General features: G+C 71.9%; 16 protein-coding genes and 1 riboswitch. Of the genes, 12 read left to right on the forward strand and 4 right to left on the reverse strand.

Annotation, left to right across the window (positions count from 1 at the left end):
- Positions 1 to 80 precede the first annotated feature (80 nt).
- The 3 genes from ACFXOA_RS30160 to ACFXOA_RS30170 all read left to right on the forward strand — a co-directional run bounded on the left by ACFXOA_RS30160 (position 81) and on the right by ACFXOA_RS30170 (position 2785).
- Entirely contained in the window at positions 81 to 1079 is a 999-nt protein-coding gene (locus ACFXOA_RS30160) for an ABC transporter permease (RefSeq protein ID WP_385034992.1), read from the forward strand.
- 383 nt (positions 1080 to 1462) lie between these two features.
- A complete protein-coding gene (locus ACFXOA_RS30165) occupies positions 1463 to 1771 on the forward strand; it encodes a hypothetical protein (protein ID WP_385034994.1) in 309 nt (102 codons plus the stop codon).
- A gap of 358 nt (positions 1772 to 2129) precedes the next feature.
- Positions 2130 to 2311, forward strand: a riboswitch (cyclic di-AMP (ydaO/yuaA leader).
- 3 nt (positions 2312 to 2314) lie between these two features.
- The gene (locus tag ACFXOA_RS30170) at positions 2315 to 2785 is read left to right on the forward strand and encodes a C40 family peptidase (RefSeq protein WP_385034996.1); all 471 of its coding nucleotides are present in this window, start codon (positions 2315 to 2317) and stop codon (positions 2783 to 2785) included.
- A gap of 303 nt (positions 2786 to 3088) precedes the next feature.
- Here ACFXOA_RS30170 and ACFXOA_RS30175 read toward each other — a convergent pair whose 3' ends face one another.
- Positions 3089 to 3520 carry an ATP-binding protein gene (locus ACFXOA_RS30175; RefSeq protein ID WP_385034998.1) on the reverse strand — a complete coding sequence of 144 codons (432 nt, stop codon included), beginning with the start codon at positions 3518 to 3520 and terminating at the stop codon, positions 3089 to 3091.
- A 230-nt stretch (positions 3521 to 3750) separates the two neighbouring features.
- On the opposite strand from ACFXOA_RS30175, the gene ACFXOA_RS30180 reads away from it, so the two are divergent.
- Complete coding sequence (locus ACFXOA_RS30180) at positions 3751 to 4704, forward strand: helix-turn-helix domain-containing protein (protein WP_385035000.1); 954 nt, start codon at positions 3751 to 3753, stop codon at positions 4702 to 4704.
- Positions 4701 to 4847, forward strand: a complete 147-nt coding sequence (locus ACFXOA_RS30185; RefSeq protein ID WP_385035002.1) for a DUF397 domain-containing protein — start codon at positions 4701 to 4703, stop codon at positions 4845 to 4847. The genes ACFXOA_RS30180 and ACFXOA_RS30185 overlap by 4 nt, the downstream gene beginning before the upstream one ends.
- Here ACFXOA_RS30185 and ACFXOA_RS30190 read toward each other — a convergent pair.
- Positions 4840 to 5988 carry an 8-amino-7-oxononanoate synthase gene (locus ACFXOA_RS30190; RefSeq protein WP_385035004.1) on the reverse strand — a complete coding sequence of 383 codons (1149 nt, stop codon included), beginning with the start codon at positions 5986 to 5988 and terminating at the stop codon, positions 4840 to 4842. The genes ACFXOA_RS30185 and ACFXOA_RS30190 overlap by 8 nt on opposite strands.
- 144 nt (positions 5989 to 6132) lie before the next feature.
- On the opposite strand from ACFXOA_RS30190, the gene bioB reads away from it, so the two are divergent.
- From bioB to ACFXOA_RS30210, 4 genes are all read left to right on the forward strand, one after another.
- The gene (bioB, locus tag ACFXOA_RS30195) at positions 6133 to 7326 is read left to right on the forward strand and encodes a biotin synthase BioB (protein ID WP_385035006.1); all 1194 of its coding nucleotides are present in this window, start codon (positions 6133 to 6135) and stop codon (positions 7324 to 7326) included.
- Entirely contained in the window at positions 7319 to 8638 is a 1320-nt protein-coding gene (locus ACFXOA_RS30200; RefSeq protein ID WP_385035008.1) for an adenosylmethionine--8-amino-7-oxononanoate transaminase, read from the forward strand. The genes bioB and ACFXOA_RS30200 overlap by 8 nt, the downstream gene beginning before the upstream one ends.
- A 1-nt stretch (position 8639) precedes the next feature.
- Positions 8640 to 9326, forward strand: a complete 687-nt coding sequence (gene bioD, locus ACFXOA_RS30205) for a dethiobiotin synthase (RefSeq protein WP_385035009.1) — start codon at positions 8640 to 8642, stop codon at positions 9324 to 9326.
- 78 nt (positions 9327 to 9404) lie between these two features.
- Complete coding sequence (locus ACFXOA_RS30210) at positions 9405 to 10097, forward strand: class I SAM-dependent methyltransferase (protein WP_385035011.1); 693 nt, start codon at positions 9405 to 9407, stop codon at positions 10095 to 10097.
- A 244-nt stretch (positions 10098 to 10341) separates the two neighbouring features.
- Here the strand turns inward: ACFXOA_RS30210 and ACFXOA_RS30215 are convergent, their stop codons facing one another.
- Positions 10342 to 10713 (reverse strand): fic family toxin-antitoxin system, toxin component, encoded by a 372-nt coding sequence (locus tag ACFXOA_RS30215; RefSeq protein WP_351279121.1) that lies wholly within the window; start codon positions 10711 to 10713, stop codon positions 10342 to 10344.
- The gene (locus ACFXOA_RS30220) at positions 10710 to 10937 is read right to left on the reverse strand and encodes an antitoxin (RefSeq protein WP_385035013.1); all 228 of its coding nucleotides are present in this window, start codon (positions 10935 to 10937) and stop codon (positions 10710 to 10712) included. The genes ACFXOA_RS30215 and ACFXOA_RS30220 overlap by 4 nt, the downstream gene beginning before the upstream one ends.
- A 108-nt stretch (positions 10938 to 11045) precedes the next feature.
- Between ACFXOA_RS30220 and ACFXOA_RS30225 the strand changes: the two genes are divergently transcribed.
- The 3 genes from ACFXOA_RS30225 to ACFXOA_RS30235 all read left to right on the forward strand — a co-directional run bounded on the left by ACFXOA_RS30225 (position 11046) and on the right by ACFXOA_RS30235 (position 14018).
- On the forward strand, positions 11046 to 11465 hold the full coding sequence (locus ACFXOA_RS30225) for a GNAT family N-acetyltransferase (protein WP_385035015.1): 420 nt from the start codon (positions 11046 to 11048) through the stop codon (positions 11463 to 11465).
- Positions 11466 to 11664: 199 nt separating this feature from the next.
- The gene (locus tag ACFXOA_RS30230; RefSeq protein ID WP_385035017.1) at positions 11665 to 13002 is read left to right on the forward strand and encodes a hemolysin family protein; all 1338 of its coding nucleotides are present in this window, start codon (positions 11665 to 11667) and stop codon (positions 13000 to 13002) included.
- A complete protein-coding gene (locus ACFXOA_RS30235; protein WP_385035019.1) occupies positions 12999 to 14018 on the forward strand; it encodes a hemolysin family protein in 1020 nt (339 codons plus the stop codon). The genes ACFXOA_RS30230 and ACFXOA_RS30235 overlap by 4 nt, the downstream gene beginning before the upstream one ends.
- Positions 14019 to 14153: the final 135 nt, after the last annotated feature.

Raw genomic sequence — 14153 nt, forward strand, 5'->3', positions numbered from 1 at the left:
TTGACAACGCCCGGGCCCGGCGTGACAGTGGTGGCGCCATAAAAACGAACGATCCTTCTCTTTGAATCGAGGCGTCCGCAATGCCAGCTGCACCGAACCGCCGTGCGGTGGCGGCCATCCTGCTCGTCCCGCTGACAGTGACCCTGGCGCTCTGGGCCTTCGCCTGGCCGGCGGCCCGGACAGCGCCACGCGACCTGCCCGTCGGCATCGCCGGTGCGGCCCCGGCCGCCGATCAGCTGGAGCAGCGGCTCGAGCGGCGCCCCGGCGCCTTCGAGATCCACCGCTACACGGACGACGCCGCCGCCCGCGCCGCGATCGAGGAGAGGGTCGTATACGGCGCGGTGGTGATCACGGGGAACGGGCCGCGGCTGCTCACCGCGTCCGCGGCGGGTCCGGTCGTCGCCCAGCTCCTGACCGAGGCCGTGAAGGCGTCGGCACCGCCCGGGACCGCCGTCCCGGTCACGGACGTCGTCGCGGCACCGGAGGCGGACCCTCGCGGCAGCGCGCTCGGCGCCAGCATCCTGCCGCTCGCACTCGCCGGTGTGGCCGCGGGTGCGATCGTGACCCTGCTCGGGCTGCGCGGGGTCCGCGGCGTCGTGGCACTCGTCGGCGGGGCGGCCCTGGTCGGCATCGCCGCGACCGGACTGACCGACAGCTGGCTGGGGGTGCTCACCGGTGACTGGTGGACCGAGGCGGGCGTGATCGGGCTGACGGTGCTCGCCATCGGTGCGCCGGTGGCGGGCCTCGCCGCGCTGATGGGCGCACCGGGCATCGGCGTGGGAGCCCTGCTGATGGTGCTGCTGGGCAACTCGTTCTCCGGTGTCACCAGTGCGCCCGAGATGCTGCCCGAACCGGTCGGGGCGCTCGGCCAGTGGCTGCCACCGGGGGCGGGCGGTTCACTGCTGCGTTCGGTCGCGTTCTTCGACGGGAACGCCGCGGGCACGGCGACCACGGTGCTCTCCACCTGGGCGCTGCTCGGCCTGGCCGCCGTCCTGGCCCGCGGACGCGTCCGCCCCGAGCCGACGGCGGAAGGCACGGAGCGCCGCACCGGGGTCAGCGCACCGGCGCTGACGGGCTGATCCCGCACCGCACCCCGAGGAGGCCGTGCTGCGCCACAGCGGCGGGGCACGGCCTGCTCGTCCGGCGCTCGCCCGCGGCGGTGGCTCAGGGACCCGACATGCCGCGCCCGGCGCGCGGGTAGTCATCCAGCAACTCTCTCCCGACGAACCGGTGCGGGGCCGCCTCTCCGATCTCGGCATCCACACACGTGAGCCGGCGCGTGAGCGCGCGCCGCTGACGGCCTACGGGCCGTCACACGGGCTGTACCACCGTGGAGATCGGTGCCGCCGTCGAACGGGACACCGTGCTCGACGCCCCGGCAGTCCCGGCGTTCGGACCGGTGCACCACGTCCGGAGAGCAGCACGCCGTCCCGGCCGCCGCATTCCGCGAGGTGAACGCCAGATGCTCCCTTCCCCGTTCCCACCGCTCCCGGCCCTGACCCGGGCCGAGGCCGAGTTCATCGACCGCTACCTGGAGGCGGTCGATCAGCTGGGCCGCATCAATCCGGCGAGGGGAGGCGACACGTACGGGGCGCTCCGCGCGGCACAGGCCCTCGTCTCTCACGCCACCGCCCTCCGGGAGGCACTGAAGCTGATGCACGAGCGAGGCGAGTCGGAGATCCACGCCGAGACCCTGACCCGGGCTCTGCGCCTGCTCGACGGGGAGCGACGGGCGGGCCGGGTCGCCGTACCTCCGGCGCCCTCGGACTGAGCATCCGGGACCGGCTGTTCCCGACGCCGGGTCCCGCGCCGGTACTCCTTCTCACGACACGCCCGATGGCCGAACGAGTTTTCCCCGCTCGTTCGGCGTAGGACGTCCCCCGGCCGAGGGACAGGCCAACTTGCGCGACGGGCGCGGGCTCTGAACGGAATCCGTCCTTCCATCGCTGGTACACGGCGCCTCCGGCGTGGCTCCGAAGCCCGCGGCAGACCCGCGCCAACCCGATCGGGCGAGTCGTGACGACCCTCACATGTCGTCACTTCGAAGAGAAAATCCGGCAGACCTTGCGTAAAGATCCCTGGGACGACAAGAGCCCCCGCCACCGCGGCGGGGCGGTCCGGGCGGACGCCGAGTCCTGCCGCCGTCCGGATGACTGGTCGACAGAGTGGATCGGCAGGAGTGGAGGACCCGAGCAGTACGGGTCGCCGGGCAACCGGACGACCCTCGGGGTGAAGCCGCAGCGTGCGGCCGGGCAACTTCGCCAGCCCGAACCCGACAGGTCATCCTTCACAGGCGGCTGACGAAGGGTTGCGCATGACTGCGCAGGTTCATGTCCCGTCTCTGTTCGCCCGGGTCGGCACGGCCTCGGTCCTCACATTCGCCGTGGGCACCACGATGATGGCCCCCGGATTCGTGCACGAAGCCGAGGCCGCCGCCCATTCGGCCACCGCGCTGAAGATCGCGGCCTCCAAGAAGGGTGCTCCGTACAGATGGGGAGCCACCGGCCCCCACCGCTTCGACTGTTCGGGGCTCACTCTCTACTCGTTCAAGAAGGCCGGGAGGAAACTCCCCCGCACGGCCCAGCAGCAGTACAACAAGACCCGTCATATCTCCAGGTCGCAGCGGCAACGCGGCGACCTGGTCTTCTTTCACGCGGGTCGCAGGGTCTACCACGTCGGCATCTACGCGGGCGACGGAAGGATCTGGCACTCACCGAAGACGGGGGCCGTGGTCCGGCTGGAGAAGATCTGGGCCTCGAACGTCTGGTACGGGAGGGTCCGCTGATCCTTTCGCCCCTTCCGGCCCGGTGCGGCAGGGGTCCGGTCACCAGGACCGGACCCCCGGCAGGGTGAGCGCCGCGCCGCTGCCGCCCTCGACGCCCCGGCGGCACGCGGCCGGCGCAGCCACGGCCCGGGCCGGTCCACCAGCCGCGCCACGGCCGGGAACCGGACGAGTGCGAGCAGCGCGACCGCCGAGGCCGGCAGGGCGATGCCGCGCAGCGGGGGCGGCAGGGCGGCTCCGCAGCCGGGCGCGGTGGCGCCGCGGGACCGGGCGCACCGTGAGCGACCGCGCGTGTGAGCCGGCGGATCAGGCCTGCGCCGGTACCGGCCAGGGAAGCGCGATCGCCACCGTCTTGCCCCCGTCCGGCGTGGGCGTGACGGTGAGTCGGCCGCCGTACTCCTTCGCCAGGGCCCGGATGATCACCATGCCCCGCCCGTTGTCCTGCCGGACGGCCGCCGGAAGCCGTTGGGGGCGGCGCGGGTGACTGTCCGTCACTCCGAGGCTGAAATGCCCCTCCTCGTCGAGCCGGAGGCCCACGGTGAAGGTGGGTGACTGGCCGAAGGTGTGCTGGACGGCGTTGGTGGCGAGCTCCGAGACGATCAGCCGGATGGTGTCGGCGGCGTCCGCCTCCTCGGCCAGTCCCCATTCGGTGAGTACTCGGGCCACGTATCTGCGGGCCACGGAGACCGAGGCCGGATCGCTCGCCAGAGTGACGGTTGCTTCCTGATGGTCTGCCATGGCGACGCCGTCCCTTCCCACCCGGACCGACATGTGAGTCGGCCTGGACTGTGCTTCGCGCCAGACTGCCACCGATACCGCGCCCGATGACGGCGATCCCCCAAGATATGCATATATCTGTCGCCCATTACGGTGAACTATGCCCCGGAACCGGCGCGCTGGCGCGACACTGACCCTTTTGAGGCCGGTTCCCTCGGAGCCGGCCCTCCGTACAACGGGAGGAGACCGCCGTGCGGAACGGCCCCGCGGTGCGCCGCCGCAAACTCGGGGAGGAACTGCGCGCCCTGCGCCACACCTCCGGACTCACGAGCCGGGAGGCCGCTGCCCTACTGGGCTGGCACCAGTCGAAGGTGAGCCGCATCGAGACGGGGGCGAGCGGGGTGACCCCCCGTGACGTGACCAGGCTGCTGGACGTGTACGGGGTGGACGACCGCCAGCTGCGCTCCCTGCTGCAGACCCTGGCGGGTTCCGCCGGCGGCGGCGGAAACGGATGGTGGCATGCCTACCGCGGGCTCATCCCCCCGCAGTACCGGGACTTCATCAGCCTGGAGTCGCAGGCCTCCACGGCCCGCACGCTGGAGACCTCGGTGGTGCCCGGTCTGCTGCAGACCGCCGACTACGCGCGGGCGGTGACCCGTTCCTCCCTGGACGGGCTGCCGTCGGCACAGCTCGACTCCCTGGTGGAGGTGAGGCTCGCCCGGCAGGGCGTCCTCATGGGGCCCCGTCCCCTCCGGCTGAGCGCGGTGCTCGACGAGGCGGTGCTGCGACGGGAGGTCGGCGGGCCCGGGGTGATGAGAGAGCAATTGCGCCATCTTACGGAGATCGCACAACTCCCCCACGTGACACTCCAGTTACTCCCGTTCGAGAAGGGCAGCTATATCGGCCTGTCGGGACCTTTCGTCATTTTCTCTTTTGAGACCACTTCCGACCTGGACGTGGTCGTTCTTGACCATCTGACGAGTAGCCTCTACCTGGAGCGGAGAGAAGACCTTGAGGCGTACAGCTCGGCCTTCCGCACGATGCGGGCCCACGCACTGTCGCCGGAGCGCTCACTGGACCTGATCGCCCGGATCGGCCGCGGCGGTCGGGAGGAGCCCGAAGAACGCCCGAGGGGGGCACCATGTCCTACCGTCCCGCAGAGCACACACCCGAATGGCGCCGCAGCAGCCGGAGTACCGGGATGAACAACTGCGTGGAGACCGCACGCCTCGAGGACGACCAGCTCGCCGTACGGGATTCGAAGGCCACCGACCTGCGGCCCCTGAGCTTCTCGGCCGCGGCATGGACCGTCTTCCTGGCCGGCCTGGACGGCCCCCGGGTCAGCTGACCGGCAGGGGCGCGGTCGCCACGAGGGTCTCCACCGCCGACCCCACCTGCCCGTCCGTGAGATCCGCGCGCGCGGTCAGCCTGAGCCGGGAGACACCGTCCGGCACCGAGGGCGGGCGGAAGCATCCCACGGCCAGCCCCGCCGTCCGGCAGTCGGCCGCCCAGCGCACCGCGGCGTCCGCCGAGGGGGCCGGGAGCGCCACCACCGCCGCGTCGGGACGTACCGTCCGAAGTCCCGCCGAGGTGAGCCTGCCGTGCAGTTCGAGCGCCACGGCGCCGGCCCTGGCCGCACGCCCGGGCTCCCTGCGGAGCACCCGGAGTGCCGCCAGGGCTCCGCCGACCGCCGCGGGAGCGAGGCCGGTGTCGAAGATGAACGTGCGGGCGGTGTTGACCAGATGGCGGATGACCCTGGCGGAGCCGAGCACCGCCCCTCCCTGGCTTCCGAGCGACTTGGAAAGGGTGATGGTGGCGACGACCCCGTCCCCGCCCGCGATCCCCGCGGCGGCGAGCGCCCCGCGTCCGCCCTCGCCCAGGACGCCCAGACCGTGTGCGTCGTCCACCAGGAGCGCCGCACCGCTCGCCCTGCACACCTCGGCGAGGGCCGCCAGGGGGGCGGCGTCGCCGTCCACCGAGAAGACCGAGTCGGTCACGGCCAGGGTCCGCCCCTCGTGACCGTCCAGCGCTCGGCGCACGGCCTCGGGGTCGGCATGCGGCACGACTCGGGTGGACGCCCTGGAGAGGCGGCAGCCGTCCACGATCGAGGCGTGGTTGCCCGCGTCGGACACGATCAGTGAGTCCCGCCCGGACAACGCGGTGAGCGCGGCGATGTTCGCCGCGTAACCGGAGGAGAACACGAGCGCGGCTTCGAATCCGCAGAAGTCGGCGAGCTCTCGCTCCAGTTCGGCGTGGAGTGCGGTGGAGCCGGTGACCAGGCGGGAGCCGGTGGAGCCGGCGCCCCAGGTGCGTGCCGCGGCCGCCGCCGCGGCCGTGACCTCGGGATTCCGGCTCAGTCCCAGGTAGTCGTTGCCGGCGAGGTCCAGCAGCGACGTCTCGGCGGGCCGTGGGCGAAGCGCCCGGACGAGCCCGGCGTCGGCACGCCGTCGGGCCTCGTCGTCGATCCAGTCGAACGGGTCGTAGGACATGAGCGGGTCCCTTTTTGTAGGCAGCTCACAGACCCTAACCGGGTGCGCAACACCCCAGGGTGTGGCAATACACACAGCATCCGCCGTCTCTCCTGTCCGGTTCCTCCTTGGCCGGAGGCGGTGCCGTGCGTCAGGATCAACGGCATGGACCTGCTGAACACGCTGGTGGAAAAGGGACTGCGGCGCGAACTGCCGACCCGGGACGAAGCGCTCGCCGTACTGGCGACCTCCGACGACCAACTGCTCGACGTGGTGGCCGCGGCCGGAAAGGTGCGCCGCGAGTGGTTCGGCCGGCGCGTCAAGCTCAACTATCTGGTGAACCTGAAGTCGGGGCTCTGCCCCGAGGACTGTTCGTACTGCTCGCAGCGGCTCGGGTCGAAGGCCGAGATCCTCAAGTACACCTGGCTCAAGCCGGACGAGGCGAAGGCCGCCGCGGCCGCCGGGGTGGCGGGCGGCGCGAAGCGGGTGTGTCTGGTGGCCAGTGGACGTGGGCCGACCGACAAGGACGTCGACCGGGTCTCCCGGACCATCGAGGCCATCAAGGAGCAGCACGAGGGCGTCGAGGTGTGCGCATGCCTGGGCCTTCTCTCGGAGGGCCAGGCGGACCGGCTGCGGTCCGCGGGCGCCGACGCGTACAACCACAACCTCAACACGTCCGAGGGAACGTACGGGGACATCACCACCACCCACACGTACGCCGACCGGGTGGACACGGTGCAGCAGGCCCAGGCCGCCGGCCTCTCGGCGTGTTCCGGGCTGATCGCGGGCATGGGCGAGAGCGACGCCGACCTCGTGGACGTCGTGTTCTCCCTGCGTGAACTGGACCCCGACTCGGTGCCGGTGAACTTCCTGATCCCGATGGAAGGAACACCGCTGGCGAAGGACTGGCACCTCAGCCCGCAGCGGTGCCTTCGCATCCTGGCGATGGTCAGGTTCGTCTGCCCGGACGTGGAGGTGCGGCTCGCCGGCGGACGCGAGGTGCACCTGCGCTCGATGCAGCCACTCGCCCTCCACCTGGTCAACTCCATCTTCCTGGGCGACTACCTGACCAGCGAGGGGCAGTCGGGGCAGACCGACCTCGACATGATCGCGGACGCCGGCTTCGAGGTGGAGGGTTCCACCACCCGTACTCTTCCCGAGCACCGCGCGACAGCCGCGGGCGGCTGCGGTTCGCACGAGGGTGGCTGTGCGCCGTGCGGTGACCCCTCGGAAGCCGCCCTGCCGGGGCCCTCCGCAGCGGCGGACGCGGATCCGGCGGGCGATCCGGGTCCGGTGCGCACGGATCTGGTCGCCGTACGCCGCCGTGGTGCCGGGACGGATCTCGCGCCCAATGCCTGATCCGCTCCGCGCCGGTGCCATCCCCCCGGCCGAACTCCGCGCTCTGGACCGGGCGCACGTCTGGCACCCCTACGGCCCGATGCCCGGCCGCCAGGAGCCGCTGGTCGTGGAGTCCGCGTCGGGGGTGCGCCTCCGTCTTGCCGAACCCGCTTACGGACAGCGCGAGTTGGTGGACGGGATGTCCTCCTGGTGGTCGGCGGTGCACGGGTACAACCACCCGGTGCTCAACGAGGCCGCGCACGGGCAGCTGTCCCGGATGAGCCATGTGATGTTCGGCGGGCTCACCCATGAGCCCGCCGTCAGGCTCGCTACCCGGCTGGTGGAGATCACCCCGGAGCCGCTGCGGCACGTCTTCCTCGCGGACTCGGGTTCGGTCTCCGTCGAGGTGGCGGTGAAGATGTGCCTGCAGTACTGGCGTTCGGCGGGCCGGCCGGGGAAGCACCGGCTGCTCACCTGGCGCGGCGGCTACCACGGGGACACCTGGCAGCCGATGTCGGTGTGCGATCCCGAAGGCGGGATGCACGAGCTCTGGTCGGGAGCCCTCCCGCGACAGGTCTTCGCGGACGCCCCGCCGGACGGCTTCGACGCGGAACCGGACGAGGCGTACGTCAGGCACCTGCGCGGGTTGGTCGCCTCCCACGCGGATGAGCTGGCCGCGGTGATCGTGGAACCGGTGGTGCAGGGCGCCGGGGGGATGCGGTTCCACTCCCCCGCGTATCTGCGTGTGCTCCGCGAAGCCTGCGACGCGAACGACGTGCTGCTGGTGTTCGACGAGATCGCGACGGGATTCGGCCGGACCGGGCAGCTGTTCGCGGCGGGCCATGCCGGTGTCGCACCGGATGTCATGTGCGTCGGCAAGGCGCTGACGGGTGGCTACCTGACGCTGGCGGCGACCCTGTGCACCTCACGGGTGGCCGAGGGCATCTCCAGCGGCGAGGTCCCGGTGCTCGCGCACGGACCCACGTTCATGGGCAATCCCCTTGCCGCCGCGGTGGCCTGCGCCTCCGTAGACCTTCTTCTGGGCCAGGACTGGGAGCTGGAGGTGAAACGCATCGGGGCCGGACTGCGGGCGGGACTGGCCGGGGCCGCCGGGCTGCCGGGTGTCCGGGACGTCCGGGTGCTGGGGGCGATCGGGGTCGTGCAGCTCGATCACGAGGTGGACATGGAGGCGGCCACCCGGGCGGCGGTGCGCGAGGGCGTGTGGCTGAGGCCGTTCCGCGATCTCGTGTACACGATGCCGCCCTACGTGACCGGTGACGACGATGTGGCACGGATCTGCCGGGCCGTGTGCGCGGCGGCGAAGGAGGGCTGACATGACGATCCTGGTGGTGACCGGTACGGACACCGAGATCGGCAAGACCGTCGTGACCGCGGCGGTGGCGGCGGCGAACAGCGGTCTGCGGGTCGCGGTCCTCAAACCCGCCCAGACGGGCCTCTCCCCCGGCGAACCGGGGGACGCGGCCGAGGTCGCCCGGCTGGCCGGTCCCCATGTGACGGCGGTCGAACTGGCCCGCTTCCCGGAGCCCTTGGCACCCGGGACCGCGGCACGCCGGGCCGGGCTCGCACCCGTACGGCCCTTCGAGATCGCCGAGGCGGCGCAGAAACTGGAGACCGAGCACGACCTGGTACTCGTCGAGGGGGCAGGCGGCCTACTCGTGCGCTTCGACGACGAGGGCGCCACCCTCGCGGACGCCGCACGGTTGACCGGGGCTCCGGTCCTGGTGGTGGTCCGCGCGGGCCTGGGCACCCTCAACGTCACGGCGCTGACGGCCGAGGCCCTGCGGACACGAGGGCTCGCGTGCCGCGGTGTGGTGGTCGGAAGCATGCCCGCCGAACCCGATCTTGCCTCGCGGTGCAACATCGACGACCTTCCCGTCGCCGCTGGTGCCCCGCTGCTCGGTACGGTGCCCGCGGGGGCCGGCACGCTGGCGCCGGTGGACTTCCGTTCCCGGGCGTCGAGTTGGCTGGCACCGGAACTCGGCGGGAATCGACTCCCCTGAGGAGCGGCTGAGCGGGCGCTCGCGGGGGAGAATCGAAGGAGAGCCGTACCTCACGTGCCCTCCGAGGAGGTCCGAACCATGCGTCGGCCAGGTAGTCAGATCCCCCGCGACTCGGTGCATCACCCGGTGTTCGCCCGCTTCTACGCCCGGATGAGCGTCACCGCCGACCTGAAGGGAGGCGTGGCGGAGCGCCGCGAGGAACTGCTCGCCGGACTCTCGGGGCGTGTCATCGAGGTCGGGGCCGGCAACGGCCTCAACTTCGCCCACTACCCCGGTGCGGTGTCCGAGGTGGTGGCGATCGAGCCGGAGCGCGGACTGCGCCGGCTGGCGGTACGAGCCGCCCTGCGCGCCGAGGTCCCGGTCGACGTGGTGCCGGGCACCGCGGAGGCGCTGCCGGTCAAGAGCGAGGCGTTCGACGCGGCGGTGGCGTCGCTGGTCCTGTGCACCGTGAGGGATCTGCCGAGGGCCCTGAGCGAGATCAGCCGCGTGCTGAGGCCGGGCGGTGAGCTGCGCTTCTTCGAGCACACGCTGGCTGCGGGCCGCACGCTCGCCACCGCGCAGCGCGTGGTGGACCGCACCTTCTGGCCGCCGCTCTTCGGAGGCTGTCACACGGCCAGGGACACACTGGCGGCGATCGAGGAGGCGGGGTTCGAGCTGGGGGTGTACCGCCGCTTCCACATCCCGGAGACGGGTGTGCGGCTGCCGAGCTCCCCGTGTGTGCTGGGCGTGGCCCGCCGCTCGGCGGTCGTGGACCGCGGGCCGGGGGCGTGACCTGCCCCCTGCGGGGCGGGATCACCGTGCGGGTGGGCCGGCCCCCGGTCGGCGCCGTGAAGAAGAGCGGGCGCCGGCCCCCGGTCGGCGCCGTGCAGAAGGGCGGGCGCGTGAACCGTCCCTGGCGTGGCAGCGGGACGAGGGGTTCGCGGTCACTCGGGCGGGCTCGGTGCGGTCCGGTCGCCCGCTTGCGCGCGCCCGGCCGAGGACGCGACGGCGGGGTTCGCTCCCGGGGCCGTCGCGCTCACAGGCTCCACCTGCGCAGTTCCTCGGCGATGGCCCGGACGTCCGCCTTGCCTTCCTTGACCAGTCGGGCCAGGTCGCGTACCTGTTCGGGAGAGGTGATGACCTTCAGACCCGAGGCGACGAGGTATCCGTAGGCGACGGCCGAGGCGAACATCGCGTTGGAGTGCTCGAGCGCCGGCACGTGGAGGAGCAGCTGCAGCATGGCGGCAGCCCTGGAGTGCGGGTCGCTGTAGACGGGGCTGCCGAAGATCTCCGCCTCGTGGCGGCTGACCGCGGCAACGAGCGCGCCCCAGTCGACAACCTGCGGATCGCCGGGCGTCTTGTGCTCGGCGACCATGAGCAGCCATGAAAGGTCGATCTGGAGGTTCAACGGGTGCCTTTGCGCTCCGGGCCGAACTCCTCGGCGAACACCGACTCGTACTGCTTCATGAAGTCGGCCGCAGCCTCGACGAAGGTGTGTCCCACCTCGCCCGCGTCCTGCTTGACGAGCTCTTCTATGTAGCGGTTCACGCTGATCCCACGCTGCAGGGCGCGCCGGCGCGCGGCCTCCGCCGTGGCCTCGTCCACTCGAACGTTCAGCTGAGTCTTGGGCACGCCATCACGCTAGCGCCTGGGCGCTAGCGCCCGCAAGGCGAACGGCGACGACCCGGACCGGCGCAAAGGCGCTGGCATCACTCCGCTGCTCTCTGCTTGGCTCCCACCATGACCGATCTCGAGATCCGCTCCGCCACCCCTGCCGACATCGACGCCGTACTGCGCTTCTGGGGCATCGCCGCGGAAGGCACCAGCATCACCGACGACCACGACGGGGTGGGCAGGCTCATCGCACGGGACCCGCACGCCCTGATCCTCGCCCTGCGCGACCGCCGTATCACCGGCACGGTCATAGCCGGTTACGACGGATGGCGGTGTTCCGCGTACCGGCTCGCGGTGCACCCGGACCATCGCAGGCAGGGCATCGCCACGGCCCTGCTGGACGCCGCGGAGAAGCGTTTCGCCGCACTCGGGGGGCGACGCGTGGACGCGATGGTGCTGGAGTCGAACACACGGGCCCACCACGCCTGGGGCTCGGCCGACTACCATCGCGAGGACCACTGGCGGCGCTGGGTCAAGCCCCTCTGACCGGGCGGGCAGGACCACCGACGGCACCGACCGGTACACCCGGACCAGCAACTTTGCCGATCCTTTACCATGGACTCTCGACCGTCCGACTCTCCGAAAGGTGTGAGCGTCCGCCCATGGGCGAGCCTCCCAGTAGTAGACAACGCCGACATCGCGCGAACCGTCCGTCCCTGTTCGATCATGGGACGGAGGTGAACCGATGACCGAAGTACTCCTGCTCCTCGTGGCGCTGCTGCTCTCCCTTGCCTGCGGCGTGTTCGTGGCGGCCGAGTTCTCCTTGACCACGGTCGAGCGCGGCGAACTCGAGCGATCCGTCGAGCGAGGCGAACGGGGCGCGTCCGGCGCTCTCAAGGCCGTACGCAGCCTGACCTACCAGCTCTCCGGCGCCCAGCTCGGGATCACCGTCACCAACCTGGTCGTCGGCATGCTCTCCGAGCCGTCCATCGCCAAGCTGATCCGGGGGCCGGTGGAGGCCATCGGGCTGTCGCCCGGCGTCGCGTCCTCCCTGGCGCTCGTGATCGGCACCGCGCTCTCGACCGTCGTGCTGATGGTGGTCGGCGAGCTCGTCCCGAAGAACTGGGCGATCTCCTCCCCCCTGACCGTGGCCCGCGCGGTGGCCACCCCGCAGCGCGCCTTCACGGCCGTCTTCCGGCCGTTCATCAGCCACCTCAACAACACCGCCAACCACATCGTGCGACGCTTCGGCCTCGAGCCCGCGGAGGAGCTGGCCTCGGCCCGCAGCCCGCAGGAGCTGGTGGCCCTCGCCCGTCACTCCGCCAGGGAGGGCGCGCTGGAGGCGGACACCGCCGAACTCTTCGTACGCACCCTCAACCTGTCCGAGCTGACCGCGGAGAACGTGATGACGCCGCGCGTCCAGGTCACCGCCCTGGAGGTCCAGGCGACGGCCGAGGACGTCGCGAACGCCACCAGGGCCACCGGTCTCTCCCGGTTCCCGGTGTACCGGAACAACCTGGACCAGGTCGTCGGCGTGGCGCACATCAAGGACGTACTGGCCGTCCCGGCGGACGAGCGCCCGCGCAAGCGGGTGTCGGAGATGCTGCGCGAACCCATCCTCGTACCCGAGACCCTGACGGTGGACCGCCTGCTGGACCGGCTCTCCGGGAAGCTGGCCATGGCCGTGGTCATCGACGAGTACGGCGGCACGGCGGGAGTCGTGACGCTGGAGGACATCGTGGAGGAGGTCGTCGGCGAGGTGCGGGACGAGCACGACCCGCACGAGACCCCCGACCTGGCTGCCGCCGGCGAGGACGCGGACGGCCGCACCCTGTGGTCCGCCGACGGCGCCGCCCGCACGGACCAGCTGCGCACGATCGGCCTGCGGGTGCCGGAGGGCCCCTACGAGACGCTGGCCGGCCTGATCGCCACGGAGGTCGGCCGCATCCCCGCGGCCGGGGACACCGTGGAGCTCGCGGGCTGGCGGATCGACGTGGTGGACGCTTCGGGGCACCGCGCCGCGCGTGCGCTGCTGCACGCCCCGCTGCCCGGTGACGACGAATCGACGGAGGACGAACGATGACCGCCGTCCAGCTCTTCATCGGCCTGCTGACCCTGGTCGTCAACGCCTTCTTCGTCGGCGCGGAGTTCGCCCTGATCTCCGTGCGCCGCAGCCAGATCGAGCCCGAGGCGGAGGCCGGCAACAAGCGGGCGCGCAGCGTCGTCTGGGGTCTGGAACATGTGTCGGCCCTGCTGGCGGCGGCACAGCTGGGCATCACGCTGTGCACCCTGGTCCTCGGGATCGTGGCCGAACCGGCCATCGCCCATCTGCTGGAGCCGGTCTTCGACGCCGTGGGGGTGCCGCACGGGCTGGTGCATCCGATCTCGTTCGTGATCGCCCTGACCGTCGCCACGTACCTGCACATGCTGCTGGGCGAGATGGTGCCCAAGAACATCGCGCTGGCCGAGCCCGCGCGCACCGCCCTGCTGCTCGGGCCGCCGCTGGTCGCCCTGGCCAGGGCGCTGAAGCCGGTCATCTTCACGATCAACGCCTTCGCCAACACCCTGCTCAAGCTGCTGCGGGTCGAGGCCAAGGACGAGGTCGCCGCGACGTTCTCCGACGACGAGCTGGCCCGTCTCGTCAAGGACGCCGAGGACTCCGGGCTCGTCGACGACCGCTCCGCCGAGCGCCTGCGCCATGCTCTGGAACTGGGCCGCCGGCCTGTCCGGGACGTGGTCCTCCCGGTCGACCGGGTGCTCTACACCCGGGTCGGCACGACCCCGGAGGAGCTCGAACGGCTCTCCCACGAGTCGGGTTTCTCGCGCTTCCCGGTGATGGACGGCGAGCAGCGCATCATCGGCTACCTCCATGTGAAGGACGCCCTGGACGCCGCACCCCGGGATGTGCCCTTCCCCGTGACGGCCCTTCGGCCCATCGCGAGGGTTCGGGAGGCCACCCCGCTGGACGACGTGCTCACCGCGTTGCGGAGGAGTCGCACGCACCTGGCCGCCGTGCTCGACGACGCCGGGCGGCTGACCGGAATGGTCACGATGGAGGACGTGCTGCGTGAGCTGGTGGGCCGCCCTCAGGTCCGCTGACGCACTCCGGTGCGGCGGGAAGGGGGGGGGGGGGGGGCGCCGGGCGCCACCACGCACCGGGCCCCGGCCCCCGGCGCCGCCGCCCCCCCCCCCGCCACCCCCCCCCCGCCCGCGCCCGCGCGGCCGCGCCGCGCG

This window comes from Streptomyces sp. NPDC059166 (assembly GCF_042755185.1).
Taxonomy (GTDB): domain Bacteria; phylum Actinomycetota; class Actinomycetes; order Streptomycetales; family Streptomycetaceae; genus Streptomyces.

Excerpts from the sequence above, each read along its gene's own strand:
- ACFXOA_RS30160 (WP_385034992.1), top strand. The coding sequence starts at position 81 with ATGCCAGCTGCACCGAACCGCCGTGCGGTGGCGGCCATCCTGCTCGTC.
- ACFXOA_RS30165 (WP_385034994.1), top strand. The coding sequence starts at position 1,463 with ATGCTCCCTTCCCCGTTCCCACCGCTCCCGGCCCTGACCCGGGCCGAG.
- ACFXOA_RS30170 (WP_385034996.1), top strand. The coding sequence starts at position 2,315 with ATGACTGCGCAGGTTCATGTCCCGTCTCTGTTCGCCCGGGTCGGCACG.
- ACFXOA_RS30175 (WP_385034998.1), bottom strand. The coding sequence starts at position 3,520 with ATGGCAGACCATCAGGAAGCAACCGTCACTCTGGCGAGCGATCCGGCC.
- ACFXOA_RS30185 (WP_385035002.1), top strand. The coding sequence starts at position 4,701 with ATGAACAACTGCGTGGAGACCGCACGCCTCGAGGACGACCAGCTCGCC.
- ACFXOA_RS30190 (WP_385035004.1), bottom strand. The coding sequence starts at position 5,988 with ATGTCCTACGACCCGTTCGACTGGATCGACGACGAGGCCCGACGGCGT.
- bioB (WP_385035006.1), top strand. The coding sequence starts at position 6,133 with ATGGACCTGCTGAACACGCTGGTGGAAAAGGGACTGCGGCGCGAACTG.
- ACFXOA_RS30200 (WP_385035008.1), top strand. The coding sequence starts at position 7,319 with ATGCCTGATCCGCTCCGCGCCGGTGCCATCCCCCCGGCCGAACTCCGC.
- bioD (WP_385035009.1), top strand. The coding sequence starts at position 8,640 with ATGACGATCCTGGTGGTGACCGGTACGGACACCGAGATCGGCAAGACC.
- ACFXOA_RS30210 (WP_385035011.1), top strand. The coding sequence starts at position 9,405 with ATGCGTCGGCCAGGTAGTCAGATCCCCCGCGACTCGGTGCATCACCCG.
- ACFXOA_RS30225 (WP_385035015.1), top strand. The coding sequence starts at position 11,046 with ATGACCGATCTCGAGATCCGCTCCGCCACCCCTGCCGACATCGACGCC.
- ACFXOA_RS30230 (WP_385035017.1), top strand. The coding sequence starts at position 11,665 with ATGACCGAAGTACTCCTGCTCCTCGTGGCGCTGCTGCTCTCCCTTGCC.
- ACFXOA_RS30235 (WP_385035019.1), top strand. The coding sequence starts at position 12,999 with ATGACCGCCGTCCAGCTCTTCATCGGCCTGCTGACCCTGGTCGTCAAC.